Genomic DNA, 22,694 nt, shown 5'->3' on the forward strand with positions numbered 1-22,694 from the left:
GCTCACCTCGCCCGCAGCGGCGCGCCCGGCCGCTTACGGCTCTGAGTGACCTTGTCCACCAGCCCGTACGCCACCGCGCCCTCGGCGTCGAAGATCTTGTCGCGGTCGATATCGACCCGGATCCGCTCGGCGCTCTGGCCGGTGTGCCGCACCAGCATCTGCTCGAGCGTCTCCTGGGTGCGCCGCAGCTCATTGGCCTGGATCTCGAGATCGGAGGTGGTGCCCTCGACCGGCTCGGCGAACGCGGCCTGGTGGATGAGGATCCGCGCCCCCGGCAGGGCCAGCCGCTTGCCCGGGGTACCGGCGGCCAGCAGCACGGCGGCCGCCGAGGCGGCCTGGCCCAGGCAGATCGTCTCGATGTCGCAGGAGATGAAGTGCAGGGTGTCGTAGACCGCCGTCATGGCCCCGAACGAGCCGCCGGGCGAGTTGATGTAGAGCGAGATGTCCTGGTCGGGCGCGGCGTGCTCGAGATGGATCAGCTGCGCGATCACATCGTTGGCGGCGGTGTCGTCGATGGGGGTGCCGAGGAAGACGATGCGCTCGGAGAGCAGCTTGGAGTACGGGTCCATGGTGTGCGTCCCCGAGCTGGTGCGCTCGGTCAACTCGGGCAGGACATAGCGCGCGGTCGATCGTTCCATCGCGTCACCTCTCGGCGTCGTCGGGCGTCGTTGGCTTGGCTCCGTAAAAAATGTACAGGATGTACATCCCGATATGATGGGAGCATGGCTTACGAGATTCCGGTGACGCAAGCCCGTGCAGAGCTCGCGGAGCTGATCAACCGCGTGGTGTACGGCGGCGAGAGGGTGGTCGTCACGCGCCACGGGAAGCCGCTTGTCGCCCTGGTTTCCGCCGCTGACCTGCAGCGGCTGGAGGAGATCGAGGCGGACGCGGCGGAGCGCGCGGAGGAGCAGGTGATCAGTACCGTGTCATCGACGCGCCCCACCTCGTCCGCTCCGGGCGAACGGCGGCGCTTCGGCATCGCGGCGGAACACAACGGCCCGGACGCCGGGGATCGGCGTCCGGGCCGCGAGGAGTGACGGACGGGACAGGACCGGCTCAGCGCCGGTCGGGTGCTGGGACGCTCGTCAGGAGCTGAGCGTCCAGATCGCGTTGGCGATGGCGTCGGTGTTCAGGTCCAGCGCCTTGTCGTCGATGTTCGACGTCTTGTCGCAGGCGGAGTGGTAGCACGGGTCGAACGCCTCGCCCGCCTTGCCGCCCCACTTGTCGGCCTGCTCCTGGCTCATGGTGGCCTCGGCGCCGGTGAACAGACCGCCGACCCGCACTCCCGCGTCCTTGAACGGGGCGTGGTCCGAGCGGCCGTCGCCCTCGGTCTCCGGGTCGGTGGAGATGTCCTTCGCGGCGTACCAGTCGGTGAAGACCTTCTCCAGCTCGGGGTCGTCGTCATAGACGAAGTAGCCCGGGTTGGGGGAGCCGAGCATGTCGAAGTTGAGGTAGGAGTCGATCTTCGACTTGTCGTCGTCGGCCAGGCTGTCGACGTAGTGCGTCGAGCCGACCATGCCGTCCTCCTCGTCGCCCCACCAGGCGAACCGCAGGTGCTTGGTGGGCTGGAGGTCGGCCTTGGCCACGGCGAGCGCGACCTCGAGGATCGCGGCCGAGCCGGAACCGTTGTCGTTGATGCCGGGGCCGGCCTCGACCGAGTCGAGATGCGATCCGGCCATCACGACCTTGTCCTCGGAGCCGCCCTTCCAGTCGGCAATGAGGTTGTAGCCCTTTGTGCCGCCGGAGGTGAACTCCTGGACGGAGGTGGTGAATCCGGCCGCGTCCAGCTTGCCCTTGATGAAGTCCACGGACTTCTGGTAGCCGGGCTGGCCATGGGCGCGGTTGCCGCCGTTGGCGTCCGCGATGGACTGCAGTTCGCCCAGGTCGGCCTTGACCGCCGCGACGTCCACGTCGGGGGCCGCGGCCTGGTTGTTGATGGTGGCCTCGGCGCCGGAGGCGCCGGTCAGCAGGGCCGCGGTGAGCGCGGCACCGGTTGCCGCCGCGAGGGTTCCGCGGCGAAATGACACTATTCGCTTCACAGTTGGGCTCCGTTGTGATGTGGGGGGTTGGAGCGGAGCAGGTGAATCATGGTGGTGCGGTCATGAGAATCGGGGGTACGCGGCGGGGCCGTCAAGTGCGATAGGCGGACACAGGGGTCCGCCGAGCGGAAATCGGGTGCGGGGCCGGAGCGTGTCCGAGACCCGCCCGACCCGCTTGACCAGCGGTGATGGGGACTGATCAGTTAACGCTGACGAAACGCCACGGAACTAGCCTGCCCAGGCCGGGTGCGAGCCGCCCCGGACGTGCTGGGCGGGTGGTTTCCGCCGGGCAGGACGAGGATGAGGTGGGAAGCATGCAATTGACCCCACATGAGCAGGAACGTCTGCTCATCCATGTGGCCGCCGACGTGGCCGAGAAGCGACGGGCCCGGGGCGTGCTCCTCAACCACCCCGAGGCGACGGCGCTGATCACCGCCCACATCCTGGAGGGGGCCCGCGACGGCCGCGGCGTCGCCGAGCTGATGGCCTCCGGCCGCCAGGTGCTCACCCGCGACGAGGTCATGGAGGGCGTCCCCGAGATGCTCCACGACGTCCAGGTCGAGGCCACCTTCCCCGACGGCACCAAGCTGGTCACCGTCCATCAGCCGATCGCCTGACGGGAGGGCGTATCCGTGATCCCCGGAGAGATCCTCCACGCCGATGAGCCGGTGACCCTCAACGAGGGGCGGCCCGTCACCCGTCTCACCGTGCTCAACGCCGCCGACCGGCCCGTCCAGATCGGCTCCCACTACCACTTCGCCGAGGCCAACCCCGGCCTCGACTTCGACCGCGCCGCCGCCCGCGGCAAGCGGCTGAATATCGCCGCGGGCACCGCCGTGCGCTTCGAACCGGGCATCCCCGTCGAGGTCGCCCTGATCCCGATCGCGGGGGAGCGGATCGTGCCGGGGCTGCGCGGGGAGACGGGAGGACGGCTCGATGACTGAGCTCCACCGCGCGGCGTACGCCGATCTCTTCGGCCCCACCACCGGGGACCGTATCCGGCTCGCCGACACCGACCTGTTCATCGAGATCGAGGAGGACCGCAGCGGCGGGCCCGGCCGGGCCGGGGACGAGGCGGTCTTCGGCGGCGGCAAGGTGATCCGCGAATCCATGGGCCAGTCCCGCGCCAGCCGCGCCGAGGGCACCCCCGACACCGTGATCACCGGCGCCGTCGTGCTCGACCACTGGGGCGTCGTCAAGGCGGATATCGGCCTGCGTGACGGCCGTATCACCGGCATCGGCAAGGCCGGGAACCCCGACACCATGGACGGCGTCCACCCCGACCTCGTCATCGGGCCCGAGACCGAGGTCATCGCGGGCAACGGCAGGATCCTCACCGCGGGCGCCATCGACGCCCATGTCCACTTCATCTCCCCGACCCTCGTCGACCAGGCGCTCTGCTCCGGGATCACCACCCTCGTCGGCGGCGGCACCGGCCCCGCCGAGGGCACCAAGGCGACCACCATCACCCCCGGTCCCTGGCATCTCGCCCGGATGTTCGAGGCGTTGGAGGGATATCCGGTCAACATCGGACTGCTCGGCAAGGGCAACACCGTCTCGCGCGAGGCGATGTGGTCCCAACTGCGCGGCGGAGCCCTCGGATTCAAGATCCATGAGGACTGGGGGGCGACCCCCGCCGCCATCGACGCCTGCCTCGGTGTCTGCGAGGAGAGCGGCGCCCAGCTCGCCATCCACACCGACACCCTCAACGAGGCGGGCTTCGTCGGCGACACCCTCGCCGCCATCGCCGGGCGCTCCGTCCACGCATATCACACCGAGGGTGCGGGCGGCGGGCACGCACCCGACATCATCACCGTGGTCTCCCAGCCGAACGTGCTGCCCAGCTCCACCAATCCGACCCGCCCGCACACCGTCAACACCGTCGAGGAACACCTCGACATGCTGATGGTCTGCCACCACCTCAACCCGGCCGTCCCCGAGGACCTCGCCTTCGCCGAGTCCCGCATCCGGCCCAGCACCATAGCCGCCGAGGACATACTGCACGACCTCGGCGCCATCTCGATCATCTCCTCCGACTCCCAGGCCATGGGACGGATCGGCGAGGTGGTGCTGCGCACCTGGCAGACCGCGCATGTGATGAAGCGGCGGCGCGGAGCCCTCCCCGGCGACGGCCGCGCCGACAACCACCGGGCACGTCGCTATGTCGCCAAATACACCATCAATCCGGCGGTGGCCCAGGGCCTCGACGGGGAGATCGGCTCCATCGAGACCGGGAAGCTGGCCGATCTCGTGCTGTGGGACCCCGCGTTCTTCGGCGTCAAACCGCAACTGGTGATCAAGGGCGGACAGATCGCCTACGCGCAGATGGGCGACGCCAACGCCTCCATCCCGACCCCGCAGCCGGTCCTGCCGCGCCCCATGTTCGGCGCGCTCGGCCGCGCGGCGGCCACGGGCTCGGTCAACTTCGTGACCCAGGCGGCGCTGGACGACGGGCTGGTGGACCGGCTGGACCTCCGCAAGCGGTTCGCCCCGATCCGCTCCACCCGAGGGGTCACCAAGGCGGACATGCGGGAGAACGACGCTCTGCCGCGGGTCGAGGTCGACCCCGACACGTTCACGGTGACGATCGACGGCGAGCCCGTGGAACCCGCCCCGGCGGCGGAACTCCCCATGGCCCAGCGGTACTTCCTCTTCTGACGGGCCCGTCATGACCACGAACGAGATCCCGCCGCCCACGCCCCGGGACGGCCGCGGTCCGGCCACGGGTGGGCCGCCGGCGGGCTTTCCCCAACCCCGCCCCTTCCCGCAACCAGGGGGCGCCGCCCCCTGGACCCCCGGCAACCCGCCGCCGGACAGGCCGCATCAGGCCCGCCAGGCGGCGGAAGGCATACCTGCCGGGCGAGCGGCGGGGGCGGGGCGACGGGGCACGCAAGGGGGTCCCGGGGCCGGGGATGTGGCCCCCGGTGGGGTCCGGGGTGAAGTCGGTGGTGGGGCTCAGGGCGAAGCTCATGGTGGGGTTCGGGGCGGCATCCCCGGCGGGGTTCGGGGTGAGGCGCCCGGCGAGGTCCGGGGCGGAGCCCGGGGTGGGGTCGCCGCGCTGCTTGTCCTCGCCGATGGTCGGTTCCCGGCCGGAGGCCATGCCCACTCCGGTGGGGCCGAGGCCGCCGTCGCGGCGGGTCGGATCCGCGATGCGGCCTCCCTGGAGGCGTTCTGCCGGGGCCGGTTGCACACCGCCGGGCTCACCGCGGCCGGACTCGCCGCCGCGGCCGCCGCCGGGCTCGACCCGCTCGCGCTGGACGAGGCGGCGGACGCCCGTACCCCCGTCCCCGCGCTGCGCACCACCGCCCGGCGGCTCGGCCGCCAGTTGATGCGCGCCGCCCGTGCCACCTGGCCGTCGCCCGAGCTGGACGCCCTGGCCGCCGCCCGGCCGCGTGGGGCGCATCAGCCCGTGGTGTTGGGACTCGTCGCGCGCGCCGCCGGACTCGGGCCGCAGGACGCCGCGTACGCCGCCGGGTACGAGGCGGTGAGCGGGCCCGCGACCGCCGCCGTACGGCTGCTGAGCCTGGACCCCTTCGACGCCACGGCCGTCCTCGCCCGCCTCGCCCCCGAGCTCGACCAGGTCGCGGCCCGGGCCGCCGAGGCGGCTCGGTGCGCCCTCGACGAGGGCCCGGGCGCGCTGCCCGCCGCCTCCGCGCCCCTGCTCGACATCGCCGCCGAACAGCACGCCACCTGGTCCGTACGTCTCTTCGCCTCATAACCGAGGCAGCGACCCGTATCCCCCCGCACCCCGTTGGAACACCGGAGCCGTCATGCATCTCGACCACGCGGACACCTACCCCCCGCGCCACACCTACGGCGCCGCCGACCCCCACCGCCCCGACGGCACCCGCCGGGCGCTGCGCATCGGCCTCGGCGGACCGGTGGGCTCGGGCAAGACCGCGACCGTCGCGGCGCTGTGCCGGGCGCTGCGCGACCAGCTCTCCATCGCCGTCGTCACCAATGACATCTACACCCGCGAGGACGCCGAGTTCCTGCTGCGCAACGCCGTACTGCCGGCCGAGCGCATCACCGCCGTGGAGACCGGCGCCTGCCCGCACACCGCCATCCGCGACGACATCTCCGCCAACCTGGAGGCGGTCGAGGAGCTCGAGGAGACCGTGGGCCCGCTCGATCTGATCCTCGTCGAGTCCGGCGGCGACAACCTCACCGCGACCTTCTCCAAGGGCCTGGTCGACGCGCAGGTGTTCGTCATCGATGTCGCGGGCGGCGACGACATCCCCCGTAAGGGCGGCCCCGGCGTGACCACCGCCGATCTGCTCGTGGTCAACAAGACCGACCTCGCCCCGTACGTCGGCTCCGACCTGGAGCGCATGGCCCGCGACGCCAAGGCCCAGCGCGGTGAACTCCCCGTCGCCTTCACCTCCCTGGTCGCCGAGGACGGCGTCCGCCCCATCGCCGACTGGGTCCGCGCACGCCTGGCCGCCTGGACGGCGGCGGCATGACGCCCGCCCAGGACGCGGCGGCCCGCGCGGAGCCGCCGTGGGCGGGCGGTCCGGCCGCATCGGGCGGGGCACGGCCGCATCCCACGCCGCGGACGTCCGGGTGCGGCTCGGCGCGGGAAACCCCGGACAACGGGCGCGCCCCGGGCACCTCAGGTACGAAGGCCGCCCCCGGTACGTCGGGCGCCTCTGGTACGTCGGGCACCTCTGGTACGTCGGGCACCTCTGGTACGTCGGGCACCTCAGGTACGAAGGCCACCCCCGGTACATCGGGCGTCTCCGCTATGCCGGGCACCCTCGGCACGAAGGGCACCCTCGCTACACCGGCCGCCCCAGGCGCCCCAGGCACCCCCGCTACCCCGGGCGCGCCCGGCACCCCGGCCGCCCCCGGTATCCCCGCCACCCCGAGCACCGCCCTACAGGCCACCGCCCGCATCGTCGCCGAGGCGGATGGGCGTGGCGGTACCGTGCTGCCCGTCCTCGCCGGGGACGGGCCGCTTGCCCTGCGGCGCACCCGGGCGGTGGGCGGGGAGGCGCGTGTCACCGTGGTCGGGGCCATGAGCGCGCCCCTCGGCGGGGACCGGATCGCCCTGGAGGTGACGGCCGGACCGGGCGCCCGGCTGTACATCGGTTCCGCCGCGGCCACCATCGCCCTGCCCGGGCGGACGGGCCGGCCCGCCCACTACGAGATCCGGCTGACCGTCGCCGACGGTGCGACCCTGCACTGGCTGCCCGAGCCCCTGATCTCCGCCCAGGGCAGCGATCTGCGCATGACCACCCGTGTCGAACTCGCCCCCACCGCCCGCCTGGTGCTCCGCGAGGAGCAGATCCTGGGCCGCACCGGCGAATCCCCGGGCCATCTGACCGCCCGCCTCACCGTCCATCGCGCCGGGGGCCCCCTCCTCGACCAGGAGCTCTCGTACGGCCCCGGCGCCCCCGGCTGGGACGGCGGCGCGGTACTCGGCGGCCACCGCGCGGTGGGCCAGCTCCTCGTCGTCGACCCGTCCTACGCCACCGGCCCCGTCGTGCCCCGCGCGCTCACCGGGACCGCCGTTCTCACGCCCCTGGCCGGCCCGGCCGCCCTGGCCACCGTCGTGGCCCCGGACGCGCTCCACCTCCGTCGCGCCCTCGATGAGGCGGTCGCGGCCGTGGGCTGATGTTCACGTCTTGATAAAGAAACGGCGGTTTGCCCTGTACTCGGCGGTAAGCAAGACAGAAGAATCCTGCCTGACACTCTGTGATCATCGCCGCTCCAGGCGGCGCAACTAAGCAGGGGGATTACTACGTGAGACGCACAGCACTCTTCGGCGTGGCCGGTGGTGTGATCACCGGGGCGCTGATAACCGGTGCGCTGGCCGCCCCCACGGCTGGGGCCTCGGAGCGGACGCCCGGTGGGGCCGCCGAGGCGCGTGGCGTGGCGGTGGCCGCGGCCAAGGCCGCGAAGAAGGGCATCGACTGGACGGACTGCCCGGCCGACTGGGGGCTGGCGAAGCCCATCCAGTGCGGCTATGTCACCGTCCCGCTCGACTACGCCAAGCCGAACGGCCGCACCATCAAGCTCGCGGTGGACCGGATCGGCAACACCGGGTCCGCCTCCGAGCGGCAGGGTTCGCTGATCTACAACCCGGGCGGGCCCGGCGGCTCCGGGCTTCGCTTCCCGACCCGGGTCACCACCAAGAACCCGCTGTGGACGAAGACTTCGAAGGCGTACGACTTCGTCGGCTTCGACCCGCGCGGGGTGGGCCACTCCACGGCCATCTCCTGCGTGGACCCGCAGGAGTACGTCAAGGCCCCGAAGCTGGACCCGGTGCCGGGCAGCGAGGCGGACAAGCGCGTCCAGCGCAAGCTGGCCCGGGAGTACGCCGAGGGCTGCAAGGAGCGCAGCGGCTGGATGCTGCCGCAGATGACGACGCCCAACACCGCCCGTGACATCGACGTCATCCGGGCCGCGCTCGGCGACAAGAAGCTCAACTACCTGGGCGTGTCCTACGGAACGTACATCGGGGGCGTCTACGCGACGCTCTTCCCGACCCATGTGCGCCGGCTGATCGTGGACAGCGTGGTCAACCCCTCGCGGGAGAAGATCTGGTACCAGGCCAACCTGGACCAGGACGTCGCCTTCGAGATGCGCTGGAACGACTGGAAGGCGTGGGTCGCCAAGAACGACGCCGCCTACCACATCGGCGACACCCCCGCGAAGGTCCAGAAGCAGTGGGAGACGCTGCGCGCGGCCGCCAAGAAGAGCCCCATCGGCGGGGTCGTGGGCCCGGCCGAGCTGCTCGGGCTCTTCCAGAGCGCTCCGTACTACGACTCGTCGTGGGCCACCGTCGCCCAGGTGTGGAGCGACTACCTCGCCGGCGATGAGAAGGCGCTGGTCGAGGCCGCGGGCCCGGACATGTCCGACACCGCGGGCAACATCGCCTCGGAGAACGGCAACGCCGTCTACACCGCCGTCGAGTGCGCCGACACCAAGTGGCCGACCAGTTGGGCGAAGTGGGACCGGGACAACACCCGGCTCCACCGCGACTACCCCTTCCTGACCTGGTCCAACGCCTGGATGAACCTGCCGTGCGCCACCTGGGGTGCCAAGCAGCACACCCCGCTCGAGGTGGGGGCCGCCAAGGGGCTGCCCAAGACGCTGATCGTGCAGAGCACCCGGGACGCCGCGACCCCGTACGAGGGCGCGGTGGAGCTGCACAAGCGGCTGAAGGGTTCGCGTCTGGTCACCGAGAAGGACGCCGGTTCGCATGGGGTCACCGGTCTGGTCAACCCGTGTGTCAACGACCGGGTGGACGCCTACCTGCTCAAGGGCACGGTGGACGCCAAGGACGTGACCTGCGCTCCGCACGCCACGCCGGTGCCCGCGAAGTCGGGTGCGTCCGCGAAGGACGCGAAGGCCGCCAAGGAGGCAGCCGCCCTCGTCAAGTAGTCGACGAAAGCGGTATGTGGTGAAGGGCCGGGCCCGTGCGTTCCTCGCACGGGCCCGGCGCCGTTTTCCCCCGAAGTGATCAGGGCGCGTATCCGCCGCTCCGCAGCCACGCGTCCTCGGCCGCGTAGTCGAACAGATCGGCCATCGGGTCGTAGGCGGCCGCCATGTCGGGGAAGGCCGTGCGCCAGTCCGGGGTGGCCGCCAGCCGGTCCGCCAGCCAGGCGACGGTCGTCGGCAGCGATTCCGTATAGCCGGTCACCGGGCGGTAGCCCAACTCCCGTTCGGCCGCGGACATGTCGTAGACGAGCGGGTGGGCCAGGCTCCAGGGGGTGCTGCCGATATGCGGATGCGGCGGCTCCCCGTCGATCAGCACCAGCTCGCCGCGCGTCCCCAGCACCGCGTCCACGGCGGTGGCGATGTCGGCGACCGTCGGAGCCTGCGGATCGCCCGCGTTGAGCACCCGTGAACCGGGCCGATGGGCGGCCAGCCGCACCAGCTCCGCGATGTTGTCGACATGCACCGGATGGAACCGGCTGCGGCCGCCGTACGCCAGGATCCGCACCGGCCGCCCGTCCAGCGCCCGTTTGACGAAGTACAGCTCACGGGGCGTACGGCAGTACGGGCCGTGGATCGCCCCCGCGCGCAGCACGGTCGTCGGCAGCCGGTCCCCGGCGGCCAGCAGCTCCCGCTCCAGCGCGACCTTCCGGCTGCCGTAGCCCTCGCCCGGCGGGACGGTCCGCTGGGACTCGGGGAGCGGCACCGGATAGCGCGGGGCGCCGTCCAGCCGGTCCTGGGTCCCGAAGCCCCGGCCCTGGTCGTCCTCGTACACCGCCCCGGTGGACATCACCACCGCCGATCCGATGCGGTCCGCGAGCCCCAGCAACTGGCGTGCGTGCGCCTGCCCGTAGGCGACGCAGTCCAGCACCACATCGCAGCCGTCCCCGATCAGCGCGGCCACCGCGGCGTCGTCGTCCCGGTCCACCGCCACGCTCACCACGGACGCGGGCCAGCTCTCGTCGCGGCCCCCGCCTCGCGAGGCGGCCCGCACCCGCCATCCCTCGGCGGCGAGCGCGCGTACCGCCGCCCGGCCGATCTGCCCCGTCGCCCCGATCACACATGCGCTGCCAGTGGTCATGCCGGGACGCTACGGGCCCGGCCGCCACACTGCCCAGACTCCTTCGCCACGAGCAGATTCGCCCGTGGAGCGATCATTCACGGTCAAACGGTGAGTACAAGATGATCGCTTTTTCGCGCTCTCTGAATTCACCGTGATGCATTTCGAAGAAAAAGGCATATTCGATTCGCGCGTCGGTGAAACCGCTAAGCTCCAGGGCCCATGACGGGCTGGCTCATCGCCCGTATTTCGCACGCACTTTCTCTTCGCTGTTTTTAAGGATGTCCATGGTTTTCGCCGGCACCTCATCCGGAGGCCGACGGCCCGCCTCCACGCTCGTATGGGTCATCCCTCCCGCCGCGATGGCGTTCTGCGCGGCGCTGGCCGTCGTCGTGGTCCCGTCCGGGGCGCGGGCCACGGTCGCCTGGTGCGGGGTGGCGGCGACGTTCGCGGTGGCCCTGGCGGCGGCCGAGGCGATGCGCCGCGGCCGGCTGATCACCACACTGCGCACCCGGCTCACGGCCCAGGAGACCGGGCTGCGGCAGCGCCTGGTGGACCAGGAGACGGCGATCCGGCGGCTGGCCCGGGAGCTGCTGCCCGTGGCGGTGACCCGGCTGCAGCGCGGCGCCATGGTGGACGAGGCGATGCGGGCCATCGACCACGCGCCCCGCCTCGACCCGGACTTCGACGCCGCCCACGAGCTTCTGCTGCGGTCGGTGCTGGAAGCCGTGCGGGCCGAGGAGGACCTCAGGGACGCGGGCCAGCGGGCCTTCGTCAACATCGCCCGCCGGGTGCAGGCCATCGTCCACCAACAGGCCCAGGACATGCGGGAGATGGAGGACAAGCACGGCGCCGACCCGGACGTCTTCGAGGACCTGCTCCACCTGGACCACGGCAACGCCCTCATCGGCCGGCTGGCGGACTCCATCGCGGTCCTCGGCGGTCAGCGCCCGGGCCGCCAGTGGCAGAAGGAGGTGCCGCTGTTCAACGTCTGCCGCGGCGCCATGTCCCGCATCCTCGAGTACGAGCGGGTGGATCTGCACTCGGTGGCGGACGTCGCCATCGTCGGGCCCTCGGTGGAGCCGCTGATCCACGCCCTCGCCGAACTGCTGGACAACGCCACCCGCTACTCGCCGCCCAAGACCCGGGTACATCTGACCGCGATCGAGGTCCAGTCCGGGGTCGCGATCGAGATCGAGGACGCCGGGGTCGGCCTGTCGGAGGAAGCGCGCAGACGCACCGACGCGGTGCTGGTCCAGGCGGCGACCGGATTCGACCTCAACGACCTGGGCGAGACACCGCGGCTCGGTCTGGCCGTGGTCGGCCGGCTCGCCGTGAAGTACCGGTTCCAGGTCTCGCTGCGGCCCTCGGCGTACGGCGGGGTGCGCGCGGTGCTGGTCGTACCGCAGGACATCATCTGCCCCACCCCCGCCCCCGGCGGCGCGATCGCCCGCGCGGCCAAACTGCCCCCGCCCAAGCCCATCAAGCGGGCCACGCCCCTGCCGTCGCCCACCCGCACCAGCCCGATCGTGCAGGGCCGCCCCGGCCCCGGCTTCCGGCAGAACGGCGCCGGACTCCCGCAGCGCCGCCGCCGGATGCCCATGGTCAACCCGCCCATCAGGGTCGATTCCGGGCCCTCGGCGGCGCCCCCCGTGTCCCGCGAACCGGCCGGGCCGCCCGTGCAGCCGGGGATCTGGCTGGACGCCTTCACCAAGGGGCTCAACGGCGAGCCGATCCCGGCGGCGGACGCCGGTGCCGCCGCCCCGGACACCCGGAAATCCCCCGGCACCCCGGATACCTCGAACACCCCGCTCCCGTCGGACAAGGATGAGTAGGCAAGTGACGCAACCGCGGTTCAACATGGACTGGATGCTCCGGGACCTGGCCTCCAGCGTTCCGCAGACCCGCCACGTGGTCCTGCTGTCCTCGGACGGCCTGTGCATGGCCCAGGTCGGTACGGACAAGGACACCGCCGACCGGCTGGCCGCCGCCTGCGCCGGGCTGCAGAGCCTCTCCGGTGCGATCGCCACCGAATTCCCCGAGGGGGACGGGCGGATGCGGCTGGTCGTCATCGAGGTCGACGGCGGCTTCTTCTATCTGATGGCGGCCGGCGTCAGCTCGTATCTGGCGGTGCTCGCCGAGGACAGCGTGGACGCCGGGCTGATGGGCCAGTGCATGAGAGACCTGGTCGCACGGCTCGGCGAACACCTCAGCAGTCCGCCGCGCGTCGACGGCCGGATGACATGAGCGAGCCCGCCAAGGCGTGGGACGAGGGCGGGCCCGAGCGGCTCTACACCGTCAGCCGGGGCCGCGCCCCGCACGAACCCCGGCAGCGGCCCGTCGAACTCGTCAGCCTGATCGTGGCGCGCGCCGAACCGGAGCCGGGGATGGCCCCCGAGGCCGCCACCGTGCTGCGGATGTGCCCGTTCCCCCTTTCGGTGGCGGAGATCTCCGCGTACCTGGTCCTGCCCGTCTCCACCGTCACCGTGATCCTCGCGGAGCTGCTGGGGGACGGCCGGGTGGAGGCCAGGGCGCCGGTCCCGGCAGCCGTGCTGCCCGACCCCGAACTGCTGCAGGCGGTGATGCATGGACTACAGAAACTCTGAGGAAGCCGAGGAAGCCGAGGAAATCGTCGGACCGCGCAGCGAGGACACCCTCCCGGCCTCCGCGGCCGCCGCCGTCAAGGTGGTGATCGTCGGAGGCTTCGGGGTCGGCAAGACGACCATGGTCGGCTCGGTGAGCGAGATCCGCCCGCTGACCACCGAGGAGACCATGACCCAGGCCGGGGTCGGCGTCGACGACATCGCCGGGATCGAGCGCAAGACCGAGACCACCGTCGCGATGGACTTCGGCCGGATCAGCCTCAACGAACGGCTGGTGCTCTATCTGTTCGGCACCCCCGGCCAGGAGCGGTTCTGGTTCCTGTGGAACGGCCTCTTCGAGGGCGCCCTCGGTGCCGTGGTCCTGATCGACACCCGCCGTCTGGAGGTCAGCTTCGACGCGGTCGGGCGGCTCGAGGAGCGCGGTGTGCCCTTCGTGGTCGCGGTCAACGTGTTCCCCGAAGCCCCCGTCCACCCCATCGCGGAGCTGCGCGCCGCCATGGATCTGCCCGACTCCGTACCGATGATCGACTGCGATGCCCGCGACCGGGCCTCCAGCCGTGACACTCTCCTCACCCTCGTGCGCCATCTGCAATCCCTTCACACCGTGACCCCGGAGACACCGTGACCTCTCATCCCGACGACCCCGGCACCGGGACGGCCGACCTGCCGCCCACCCGGTGCCCCGTCCACCCCGCGCTGTCCGACGCCGGCCTGGTGGACCTCCTCGGGCCCGAGAACGAGAAGGACCCGATGGGCCTGTACGAGCGGCTGCGCGCCGAGCACGGCCCGGTGGCCCCGATCGTGCTCGACGGTGGCATACCGGCCTGGCTGCTGCTGGGCTACCGCGAGAACCTGGAGGTGTCCCGCACCCCCTCCCGCTTCTCCCGCGACTCCCGCCACTGGCACGCCTGGAAGGACGGGAGGATCACCGCCGACTCGCCCCTGCTGCCGGTGGTCGGATGGCAGCCCATGTGCACCTTCGCCGACGGCGACGAGCACGAGCGGCTGCGGGCCGCGCTCACCGAGTCCATGGGGCGCCTGGACCGCCGGGGGATCCGCCGCCACGTCACCCGCTTCACCCATCAGCTGGTCAACGACTTCTGCGCCGACGGGGGCGCCGAACTGGTCACCGCCTTCGCCCAGCAACTGCCCATGCTCGTCCTCACCCAACTGCTGGGCATGCCCGACGAGTACGGCCCGCGGCTGGTCGAGGCCACCCGGGACCTGATGAAGGGCACCGAGACGGCCCTGCGCAGCGACGCGTATGTCACCGGCGCCCTCCAGGGCCTGGTGGAACGCAGACGCGCGGAGCCCGGCGAGGATCTGGCGTCCTGGCTGCTGGCCCACCCCTCCGGCCTCACCGAGGAGGAGGTGGTCCAGCATCTGCGGCTGGTACTGCTCACCGGCAATGAGACCACCACCAATCTGATGGCCAACACGCTGCGCATGGTCCTCACCGACCCGCGCTTCCGCGCCTCCCTGGCCGGTGGCCATATGACCCTGCCGGACGCCATCGAGCATGTGCTGTGGAACGAGCCCCCGCTCACGGTCGTCCCCGGCCGCTGGGCCACCGGCGACACCGAACTGGGCGGTCAGCGGATCAAGGCCGGGGACATGCTGCTGCTGGGGCTGGCCGCCGGAAACGTCGACCCGGCCATCCGCCCCGACATCGCGGCGCCGATGTATGGCAACCGGTCCCATCTCGCCTTCAGCGGCGGCCCCCATGAATGCCCGGGGCAGGACATCGGCCGCGCCATCACGGACACCGCCATCGACACCCTGTTGCTGCGGCTGCCCGATCTGCGGCTGGCCGTCGACGAGTCCGAGCTGACCTGGCTCTCGTCCTGGATCTCCCGCCATCTCGTGGCGCTGCCGGTGGAGTTCATGCCCCGGCGCCCCGAGTCGGAGAGCACGGAGGACCCCTCCGCGACCATCTTCGCCCCGCGGCCGCGCCGGCTGCCCGCGGAGGAGGCCCCGGAAGCGGCCACCGGGGGGCCCGAGGCGACGGCTCCCGGGCGCGTCCCGTGGTGGGTGGCGTTATGGCGGTGGCTGCTCGGCAGGCCCTCGGGATCCGCTCCTTAGGGATGGCGGCGGCCCCGCCGATCAGCCCCGGGCCACCACGACCCCCACGGTCAGCAGGCCGAGCACCACCCAGCTGAACCACAGCCAGCCGTTGCTCCCCAGGGCCACGGTGTAGGCCGTCACCAGCACCAGGCCCCCCACCGTGGCCACCGTCATCGTCTTCGCGGATCCGGGCATCCCCGACCTCCTCACGGCGGTCCTGACGCCCCTTCGCCAGGACCCGGGCCGCTCAGGGCCCGGGTCCATGGTCTCGCGGTCCGGGGCCCTGCCGCTAGCAGGCTGCAGGGCCCCGCCCTCAGCGGCTCCGGGACTGGAGCGAGGCCAGATAGGCGTTGTACGCCGCGAGCTCCTGGTCGCCGTCCCGGTCCGCGGTGCGGTCGATGCGCCGCGCCTGGCGCTGCTCGGACTTGTACCACTGGTAGACCAGCGCCACCAGGACGATCACCGACGGGATCTCGCTGAAGGCCCAGGCGATCCCGCCCGCCCAGGTCTGGTCCGACAGCGCGTCGATGCCCAGCGAGGCGGGCGGATGTTCGTACACGCCGACCATGGGCTCGGACGCCATCATCAGCGCGATGCCGAAGAACGCGTGGAACGGCATGCCCGCGAACAGCTCCAGCATCCGCATCACATAGCCGGGCCGGTGCGGCCCCGGGTCCACGCCCATGATCGGCCAGAAGAAGACCAGGCCCACCGCGAGGAAGTGGATCATCATCGCGATATGCCCGGCCTTGCTCCCCATCAGGAAGTCGAAGAGCGAGGTGAAGTACAGCGCGTACAGGCTCGCGATGAACAGCGGGATCGTGAACGCCGGGTGGCTGATGATCCGCATATAGCGGCTGTGCAACAGCGCGACCAGCAGCTCCCGGGGCCCCTTGCGGCCGCGCCCGGCCGCCGGGAGGGCCCGCAGGGTCAGCGTGACCGGCGCGCCCAGCAGCAGCAGGATCGGCGACACCATGCTGATGATCATGTGCTGCACCATATGGACGCTGAACATGACCATGCCGTAGTCGTTCAGCTTGGTGCACATCGCGACCGCGATGGTCAGTACCCCGAGCACGAAGGAGACCAGGCGCCCCACCGGCCAGGCGTCACCGCGCCGCCACAGCCGCGCGACGCCCCAGCCGTACAGTCCGAGCGCCAGCACACAGCCGACCAGGAAGAACGGATCGCCGCCGAACTCCAACCCGCGAGCGAGGGTGAACGGCGGCAGATCCATGGTCATGCCGTGCCCGCCGTGATCCATCCGGTGCTCCCCTTTTTGCGCCTAAACCGGCGCCGCTCTCGCGGACCTGGTTGCTCGCCGTAAGGGTTGCGCAATTGATGGCCGCGGTTGGAGTCGGCATGAACCGGTTTGTGTCGTCCCTACAGTACGCACTCGGCCTCGGCGTACCGCTCGGCGGGGACCGTCTTCAGCCGCTCCACGGCCGCCGCGAGCGGCACCAGGTCGATGTCCGTGCCGCGCAGCGCCGTGATCGTGCCGAAGGCGCCGCGGTGGGCCGCCTCGACGGCGTGCCAGCCGAAGCGGGTGGCCAGCACCCTGTCGTACGCCGTCGGGGTGCCACCGCGCTGCACATGGCCCAGGATGACCGCCCGCGCCTCCTTGCCGAGCCGCCGCTCCAGCTCGACGGAGAGGTGGCGGGCGATGCCCGCGAAGCGCTCGTGGCCGTAGACGTCCTTGCCGCCGGCCTCGTAGTCCATCGTGCCCTCGCGCGGCTTGGCGCCCTCCGCCACCACCACGATCGCGAACTTCTTGCCCGCCTCGAACCGCGCCCCGACGGTCTTGGTGAGCTCCTCGATGTCGAACGGGCGCTCCGGGACGACGATGGCGTGGGCGCCCGCGGCCATGCCCGAGTGCAGCGCGATCCAGCCGGTGTGCCGCCCCATGACCTCGACGATCAGCACCCGCTGATGGGACTCTGCGGTGGTCTTGAGCCGGTCCAGGGCCTCGGTGGCGACGCCGACCGCGGTGTCGAAGCCGAAGGTCACATCGGTGGAGGCGATGTCGTTGTCGATGGTCTTCGGCACGCCGACGATCGGCAGCCCGGCGTCCGAGAGCAGCCGGGCGGCCTTCAGCGTGCCCTCCCCGCCGATGGGGATGACCGCGTCCAGGCCGAGCTCCGCGACATGCCCCTTGGCCCGCTCCACGCCGTCCCGCAGATGCTCGGGGCGCACGCGGGTGGAGCCGAGGATGGTGCCGCCGAGGGCCAGGATGCCGCCCACGGCGTCCAGGTCGAGCTTGCGGTAGTCGGCCTCCAGCAGGCCCTTCCAGCCGTCGTGGAAGCCGATCACCTCATCGCCGTGGTCGACGGTGGCGCGGTGGACGATTGACCTGATGACCGCGTTCAGGCCGGGGCAGTCGCCGCCGGACGTGAGCACACCAATGCGCATGGCACGCATACCTCTGTCTGAGATGGGGGCCGACGGCCGGACCGCGTCGTCCGGCTGGACCCCGCCACCTTACAAGCGGCCGGGCGGCGGGGGCGGGGTCGTCCGTCGGATGTCCGCCATGCGGGCACCCTTCGCCCGAGTGGCGGCAAAGTGGCGCCCGAGCGGCGTCCGAGTGGCGCTCGGGCGAGCGGGCCGCGGCTCAGGCGGGCTGGGACGCCGCCGCGATCCGCTCGTTGCGCAGCGCCTCGTACCACTGGTCGTTGACCGGCGGCAGCGCGTTCACATCGAGGGCCAGCTTCAGCAGATGGTCCGCGATATGCGGGTTGCGGGCCATCACCGGACCGTGCATGTACGTCCCGAAAACGGTGTCGTTGTAGGCGCCCTCGAAGCCGTCGCCCGTGCCGTTGCCGTTGCCGAACCGGACCCGGGCGAAGGGGCGGGCCGTCGGGCCGAGGTGGGTGACGCCCTGGTGGTTCTCGAAGCCGGTCAGCGGGGGCAGCCCGAGCCGCTCGTCGATGTCGGCCAGCACGTCCCCGACGCACCGGGCGCCCTCGCCGCGGGTGCTGACCACGTCCAGCAGCCCCAGGCCCTGCTGGCGCTGCCCGAGGTCGTTGATGAACTCATGGCCGAGGATCTGGTACCCGGCGCACACCGAGAAGACGATCGCCCCGTTGGCGACCGCGCGGCTCAGCCCGCCGTCCCGGATCAGCCGCTCGGCGGCGAGCCGCTGCGGGCGGTCCTCGCCGCCGCCGATCAGGTAGACGTCCCCGGAGGTGGGGATCTGCTGGTCGGAGCGGACATCCAGCCGGGAGACCTCCAGCCCGCGCTGCCGCGCCCGGCGCTCCACCACCAGGGCGTTGCCCTGGTCGCCGTACGTGCTCAGCAGGTCGGGGTAGACCCACACCAGACGCAGGCCGTTCTGGCTCATGCTACGCATCTTCGTGCCTCTCGTACGGGGGGTCAGTTGCCGACCCGGCGGCGCAGGTCCTGGAACGCGGTGTAGTTGGCGATGGTCTCGATGCGGCCGGGCGGGGAGATCCGCACCGCCTCGTCCACGTCCGCGCAGACCCGGAAGTCCAGCCCGGCGACCTCCAGGCGCACCGCGAGGTCCAGCTTACGGTCGCCGATCACGCAGATCGGGTGCCCGGCGAGCCGGGTGTAGTCCACATCCCACAGCCAGGAGGTGTCGGTGCCGTCGGCGCCGCGGGCGTTCACCGAGAGGATCACCGGGGTGGGCGGCGGGTCGATCAGCGAGAAGGTCTCCAGCCAGCCGGCCGGGTTCTTCGCCAGCAGCAGCCGCATCTGGCGCTCCTGGAAGGTGACCACGTCATACCGGCCGGCCACGGCCTGGACCTGGTACATCCGCTCCAGCGCGACCTGCGGGGGCACCCCGAAGGCGGCGGCGACGGCGGCCGAGGTGGCCGCGTTGGCCTTGTTGGCACGGCCGGGGAGCTGGAGGTGGATCGGCCAGGCCGCGCCGTGCGGGTCCAGGACGTAGTCGCCGTTCAGCGCCCAGCTGGGGACCGGACGGCGGAAGCCGCACTCCGCGCAGACCCAGTCGTCGCCCGGGCGCTGCAGCACACCGCCGCAGGACGGGCAGGACCAGGCGTCGTCCTTCCACTCCTGCCCGGCGGCGACCCACACCACATTGGGGCTGGAGGAGGCGGCCCAGACGATCAGCGGGTCGTCGGCGTTGGCGATCACGATCGCCTTGGTGCCGGTCAGGCCCTCGCGCCACTTCTCGGCGAGCATCCGGGTCTCGGCGGCGCGGTCGAGCTGGTCACGGGAGAGATTGAGCAGCGCGATGGCCTTGGGCTCGGTGTCGCGCGCCACACCGGCGAGGTACTTCTCGTCGACCTCGATGACGCCGTAGCGGGCGTCGGAGCCGCCGGCCAGGGCCGAGGTGATACCGGCCGGCATATTCGCGCCCAGCGCGTTGGAGACGACCGGACCGGCCGCCCGCAGCGCCTCGGCGATCAGCCGGGTGGTCGTGGTCTTGCCGTTGGTCGCCGACACCAGGATCACGTCCAGGTGCTGTGCCAGCCTGCCGAGCAGATCGGGGTCGAGGCGCAGGGCCACCTTGCCGCCGATCACCGATCCGCTGCCGCGGCCCGCGGCCTTCGACACCGCCGCCGCGGCCCTGCCCGCCGTCACGGCCAGCTTGGCACGTGGCGACAGCGGCTCTGAGTTGCCTGCCATCGTCTCTCGATCCTCCTCGCATACCGGCGCCGCACCTGCCCCCCGAGGCGCCGGTGGTACGCCCCCTCCGCGCCGCATCGCCAGCCGGGAGGCCACGGTCGGGTAGCAGCCTATCGAGATCCGGCGGCTGTCCCGAATTCCGTCACCCGCGCAGGACACTTGCCCGGCCCCGTAGGCTTGGCTGCCATGCGACATGGCGTGATACCGGGCAGCCGCGGAGCGGTGCGGCCCATGCGGTTCCTCGGCGATCCGGGGCTGCGCGCGCCGTGCGCGGAGGTCACGGCGTTCGACGCCGAGCTCGCCCTGCTGATCGAGGACATGTACGCCACGATGTACGCGGCGCACGGGGTGGGGCTCGCCGCCAATCAGATCGGTGTGGGGCTGCGGGTCTTCGTCTTCGACTGCCCGGACGACGAGGACCACCGCCATCTGGGGCATGTCGTCAACCCCCGGCCGGCCGCGGCCGACGGGGTGACGGTGCGTGGGGCGGAGGGCTGTCTGTCGCTGCCGGGCATCGAGGCGGGCACCCCGCGCTACGACCGTGCGGTGATCGAGGGCGTGACGATGACCGGGGAGCCGGTGCGGATCGAGGGCACGGGCTTCTTCGCGCGCTGTCTGCAGCACGAGTGCGACCACCTGGACGGCGGACTGTTCCTCGACCGGCTCTCCGGGCTGCGGCGGCGCAGGGTGCTGCGGGCGGTCCGCCGGGCGCCCTGGGCGGCGTCGGCCGGCGCCGGGGCGTAGGGCCGCTCCGGCCGGGCTCCGGCGGGGTGCGAGCGGAGGCCGGGGGCTCAGAAGCCCGGTGCGCCGACCCGGTCGTCCGCCAGCGACAGCCGTCCCCACAGCAGATCGGTGAGATGGTGCACCAACTGGCCGCGTGCGCACGGGCGGTCGCGCAGCCACCAGTCACCGGCCGCGTGCATCATGCCGACGATCCCGTGGCCCCAGACCCGAGCCACCTCGTCGCCGCCGGGTCCCAGATCCAGCCGCTCGGCGATCACGGTGGCGAGCTCCTCGCCGAGCCTGCGCAGCAGCGGGGCGGAGTGGTGGCCGACGTCGAAGCCCTGCTCCGGCTCCTGCTGGCCGTGGTCGGCCGGGTGCATCAGGAAGCGGTACACCTGGGGCCGCGCCTCGATCGCCGCCAGATAGGTGTCCAGCGTGGCCTCCACGCGGTGCCGGCGGTCCTCGGCGGGCGCGTCCAGGGCCGCGCGCAGCGAGGCGAGCAGGGCGTCGGTGTGGCGCTTGGCGAGCGCGCGGTACAGGCCGCCCTTGTCGCCGAAGTGGCGGTAGAGAATGGGCTTGGTGATGCCCGCTTCGGCGGCGATGGCGTTCATCGAGGCTTCTGGTCCGTCGCGCAGCACCACCCGGTCCGCGGCCTCCAGCAGCTCCTTGCGCCGTTGCTGGGCCGTCGTCCGCTGGTCGTCCCGCTGGCTGGTCCCGGTCCGCATGCGTTGCCTCCCCGCCCCCGATGTCGTACTCGCGCCCTTCGCGCCTCGCGTTTCCCGGCGCGATCGCGCTCCGCGCTCTGCGCAACGTAACACCCGCGGGGGCCGCGGGGCCCGCGTGCCCGGGGGAGTTGACATCGTCTACTGGTCGGTAACAGACTGCGGTTACCGCAGGTAATAAGCACGTGGAGGGGTCATGGCGGAGTTCTCGTTCGAGCTCGACGACGATCAGAAGGCGGTGCGCGACTGGATCCATGGCTTCGCCGCGGACGTCATGCGCCCGGCAGCCGCCGAATGGGACGAGCGCGAGGAGACCCCCTGGCCGATTATCCAGGAGGCCGCCAAGATCGGCCTGTACTCCCTGGACTTCTACGCCCAGCAGTACTTCGACCCCACCGGCCTCGGCATCCCCATGACCATGGAGGAGCTGTTCTGGGGCGACGCGGGCATCGCGCTGTCCATCGTCGGCACCGGCCTCGCCGCCGTCGGCGTCCTCGCCAACGGCACCGAGGAGCAGATCGGCACCTGGATCCCGCAGATGTACGGCGACGCGGACGACGTGAAGGTGGCCGCCTTCTGCTCCTCCGAGCCCGACGCGGGCTCCGACGTCGGCTCGATGCGCACCCGCGCCGTCTACGACGAGGCCAAGGACGAATGGGTCCTCAACGGCACCAAGACATGGGCCACCAACGGCGGTATCGCCAATGTCCATGTGGTGGTCGCGGTCGTCGACCCCGAAGTCGGCTCCAAGGGCCACGCGTCGTTCATCATCCCGCCGGGCACCCCCGGTCTGTCCCAGGGCCAGAAGTTCAAGAAGCACGGCATCCGCGCCTCGCACACCGCCGAGGTGGTCCTCGACCAGGTGCGGGTGCCCGGCAGCTGCCTGCTCGGGGGCAAGGAGAAGCTGGACGAACGCCTCGCGCGCGCCCGGGAGAAGGCCAAGGCGGGCGGGGAGCGTCTGAAGAACGCCGCCATGGCCACCTTCGAGGCGTCCCGCCCGGCCGTCGGCGCCATGGCGGTCGGCACCGCCCGCGCCGCGTACGAGGTCGCGCTCGACTACGCCAAGACCCGGCAGCAGTTCGGCCGCCCCATCATCGACAACCAGGGCGTCGCCTTCCAGCTCGCCGACATGCGCACGCGGATCGACGCCGCGCGGCTGATGGTGTGGCGCGCCTCGTGGATGGCCGTGACCGGCAAGCCCTTCGAGTCGGCCGAGGGCTCCATGTCCAAGCTGTTCGCCAGCGAGACCGCCAAGCAGGTGACCGCCCAGGCGGTGCAGATCCTCGGCGGCAATGGCTTCACCCGCGAGTACCCGGTCGAGCGGATGCACCGCGACGCCGCGATTTATACGATCTTCGAGGGCACCAGCGAGATCCAGCGCCTGGTCATCGCCCGCACCCTCTCCGGCGTCCAGATCCGGTGAGCCGATCCG

Annotated in this window: 24 protein-coding genes; 15 read left to right on the plus strand and 9 right to left on the minus strand. The window is 71.8% G+C overall.

The window, feature by feature from the left end; genetic code table 11:
• Positions 1-2: 2 nt before the first annotated feature.
• Positions 3-638 carry an ATP-dependent Clp protease proteolytic subunit gene (locus tag J5X86_RS22985; RefSeq protein ID WP_208518634.1) on the minus strand — a complete coding sequence of 212 codons (636 nt, stop codon included), beginning with the start codon at positions 636-638 and terminating at the stop codon, positions 3-5.
• Positions 639-722: 84 nt separating this feature from the next.
• Here J5X86_RS22985 and J5X86_RS22990 point away from each other — a divergent pair, with 84 nt between their 5' ends.
• Positions 723-1,037 carry a type II toxin-antitoxin system Phd/YefM family antitoxin gene (locus J5X86_RS22990; protein WP_208518635.1) on the plus strand — a complete coding sequence of 105 codons (315 nt, stop codon included), beginning with the start codon at positions 723-725 and terminating at the stop codon, positions 1,035-1,037.
• Positions 1,038-1,085: 48 nt separating this feature from the next.
• Here J5X86_RS22990 and J5X86_RS22995 read toward each other — a convergent pair whose 3' ends face one another.
• Positions 1,086-2,039: a M28 family metallopeptidase gene (locus tag J5X86_RS22995; protein ID WP_208518636.1), complete on the minus strand. Its 954-nt coding sequence runs from the start codon at positions 2,037-2,039 to the stop codon at positions 1,086-1,088.
• A 314-nt stretch (positions 2,040-2,353) separates the two neighbouring features.
• On the opposite strand from J5X86_RS22995, the gene J5X86_RS23000 reads away from it, so the two are divergent.
• The 7 genes from J5X86_RS23000 to J5X86_RS23030 all read left to right on the plus strand — a co-directional run bounded on the left by J5X86_RS23000 (position 2,354) and on the right by J5X86_RS23030 (position 9,428).
• The gene (locus J5X86_RS23000; RefSeq protein ID WP_014056709.1) at positions 2,354-2,656 is read left to right on the plus strand and encodes an urease subunit gamma; all 303 of its coding nucleotides are present in this window, start codon (positions 2,354-2,356) and stop codon (positions 2,654-2,656) included.
• Positions 2,657-2,671: 15 nt separating this feature from the next.
• Complete coding sequence (locus tag J5X86_RS23005) at positions 2,672-2,983, plus strand: urease subunit beta (protein ID WP_208518637.1); 312 nt, start codon at positions 2,672-2,674, stop codon at positions 2,981-2,983.
• On the plus strand, positions 2,976-4,697 hold the full coding sequence (locus J5X86_RS23010) for an urease subunit alpha (protein WP_208518638.1): 1,722 nt from the start codon (positions 2,976-2,978) through the stop codon (positions 4,695-4,697). The genes J5X86_RS23005 and J5X86_RS23010 overlap by 8 nt, the downstream gene beginning before the upstream one ends.
• 400 nt (positions 4,698-5,097) lie before the next feature.
• A complete protein-coding gene (locus tag J5X86_RS23015) occupies positions 5,098-5,757 on the plus strand; it encodes an urease accessory protein UreF (protein WP_208518772.1) in 660 nt (219 codons plus the stop codon).
• Positions 5,758-5,809: 52 nt separating this feature from the next.
• Positions 5,810-6,502: an urease accessory protein UreG gene (ureG, locus tag J5X86_RS23020; RefSeq protein ID WP_208518639.1), complete on the plus strand. Its 693-nt coding sequence runs from the start codon at positions 5,810-5,812 to the stop codon at positions 6,500-6,502.
• 281 nt (positions 6,503-6,783) lie between these two features.
• Positions 6,784-7,656: an urease accessory protein UreD gene (locus J5X86_RS23025; protein ID WP_243981126.1), complete on the plus strand. Its 873-nt coding sequence runs from the start codon at positions 6,784-6,786 to the stop codon at positions 7,654-7,656.
• Between the two features lie 128 nt (positions 7,657-7,784).
• Positions 7,785-9,428 carry an alpha/beta hydrolase gene (locus J5X86_RS23030; RefSeq protein WP_208518640.1) on the plus strand — a complete coding sequence of 548 codons (1,644 nt, stop codon included), beginning with the start codon at positions 7,785-7,787 and terminating at the stop codon, positions 9,426-9,428.
• A 79-nt stretch (positions 9,429-9,507) separates the two neighbouring features.
• Here the strand turns inward: J5X86_RS23030 and J5X86_RS23035 are convergent, their stop codons facing one another.
• Positions 9,508-10,563, minus strand: coding sequence for an NAD(P)-dependent oxidoreductase (locus J5X86_RS23035; protein WP_208518641.1), 1,056 nt, complete (start codon positions 10,561-10,563; stop codon positions 9,508-9,510).
• Positions 10,564-10,829: 266 nt separating this feature from the next.
• On the opposite strand from J5X86_RS23035, the gene J5X86_RS23040 reads away from it, so the two are divergent.
• The 5 genes from J5X86_RS23040 to J5X86_RS23060 are packed head-to-tail and all read left to right on the plus strand — an operon-like array spanning position 10,830 to position 15,227.
• On the plus strand, positions 10,830-12,377 hold the full coding sequence (locus J5X86_RS23040) for a sensor histidine kinase KdpD (protein ID WP_208518642.1): 1,548 nt from the start codon (positions 10,830-10,832) through the stop codon (positions 12,375-12,377).
• The gene (locus J5X86_RS23045) at positions 12,370-12,789 is read left to right on the plus strand and encodes a roadblock/LC7 domain-containing protein (protein WP_078639271.1); all 420 of its coding nucleotides are present in this window, start codon (positions 12,370-12,372) and stop codon (positions 12,787-12,789) included. The genes J5X86_RS23040 and J5X86_RS23045 overlap by 8 nt, the downstream gene beginning before the upstream one ends.
• Positions 12,786-13,148, plus strand: a complete 363-nt coding sequence (locus J5X86_RS23050; protein WP_208518643.1) for a DUF742 domain-containing protein — start codon at positions 12,786-12,788, stop codon at positions 13,146-13,148. The genes J5X86_RS23045 and J5X86_RS23050 overlap by 4 nt, the downstream gene beginning before the upstream one ends.
• Positions 13,129-13,770, plus strand: coding sequence for an ATP/GTP-binding protein (locus J5X86_RS23055; RefSeq protein ID WP_208518644.1), 642 nt, complete (start codon positions 13,129-13,131; stop codon positions 13,768-13,770). Before J5X86_RS23050 ends, J5X86_RS23055 begins: the two co-directional genes overlap by 20 nt.
• Complete coding sequence (locus J5X86_RS23060; protein WP_208518645.1) at positions 13,767-15,227, plus strand: cytochrome P450; 1,461 nt, start codon at positions 13,767-13,769, stop codon at positions 15,225-15,227. Before J5X86_RS23055 ends, J5X86_RS23060 begins: the two co-directional genes overlap by 4 nt.
• 21 nt (positions 15,228-15,248) lie before the next feature.
• On the opposite strand, the gene J5X86_RS23065 is transcribed toward J5X86_RS23060, so the two are convergent.
• From J5X86_RS23065 to J5X86_RS23085, 5 genes are all read right to left on the minus strand, one after another.
• The gene (locus tag J5X86_RS23065) at positions 15,249-15,404 is read right to left on the minus strand and encodes a hypothetical protein (RefSeq protein ID WP_165449210.1); all 156 of its coding nucleotides are present in this window, start codon (positions 15,402-15,404) and stop codon (positions 15,249-15,251) included.
• Between the two features lie 118 nt (positions 15,405-15,522).
• A complete protein-coding gene (locus J5X86_RS23070; RefSeq protein ID WP_208518646.1) occupies positions 15,523-16,473 on the minus strand; it encodes a cytochrome c oxidase assembly protein in 951 nt (316 codons plus the stop codon).
• A 119-nt stretch (positions 16,474-16,592) separates the two neighbouring features.
• Entirely contained in the window at positions 16,593-17,618 is a 1,026-nt protein-coding gene (locus J5X86_RS23075; RefSeq protein ID WP_078639266.1) for a 6-phosphofructokinase, read from the minus strand.
• 199 nt (positions 17,619-17,817) lie between these two features.
• Positions 17,818-18,546: a type 1 glutamine amidotransferase gene (locus tag J5X86_RS23080; protein ID WP_043235989.1), complete on the minus strand. Its 729-nt coding sequence runs from the start codon at positions 18,544-18,546 to the stop codon at positions 17,818-17,820.
• Positions 18,547-18,578: 32 nt separating this feature from the next.
• The gene (locus tag J5X86_RS23085; RefSeq protein WP_208518647.1) at positions 18,579-19,817 is read right to left on the minus strand and encodes a MurT ligase domain-containing protein; all 1,239 of its coding nucleotides are present in this window, start codon (positions 19,815-19,817) and stop codon (positions 18,579-18,581) included.
• 186 nt (positions 19,818-20,003) lie between these two features.
• Here J5X86_RS23085 and def point away from each other — a divergent pair, with 186 nt between their 5' ends.
• Positions 20,004-20,561: a peptide deformylase gene (gene def / locus J5X86_RS23090; RefSeq protein ID WP_208518648.1), complete on the plus strand. Its 558-nt coding sequence runs from the start codon at positions 20,004-20,006 to the stop codon at positions 20,559-20,561.
• Positions 20,562-20,608: 47 nt separating this feature from the next.
• Here def and J5X86_RS23095 read toward each other — a convergent pair whose 3' ends face one another.
• On the minus strand, positions 20,609-21,265 hold the full coding sequence (locus tag J5X86_RS23095) for a TetR family transcriptional regulator (protein WP_078639262.1): 657 nt from the start codon (positions 21,263-21,265) through the stop codon (positions 20,609-20,611).
• 193 nt (positions 21,266-21,458) lie between these two features.
• Between J5X86_RS23095 and J5X86_RS23100 the strand changes: the two genes are divergently transcribed.
• Positions 21,459-22,685 carry an acyl-CoA dehydrogenase family protein gene (locus J5X86_RS23100; RefSeq protein WP_208518649.1) on the plus strand — a complete coding sequence of 409 codons (1,227 nt, stop codon included), beginning with the start codon at positions 21,459-21,461 and terminating at the stop codon, positions 22,683-22,685.
• Positions 22,686-22,694: the final 9 nt, after the last annotated feature.

This window comes from Streptomyces sp. NEAU-YJ-81, from assembly GCF_017592595.1.
GTDB classification, from domain to species: Bacteria; Actinomycetota; Actinomycetes; order Streptomycetales; family Streptomycetaceae; genus Streptomyces; species Streptomyces hygroscopicus_B.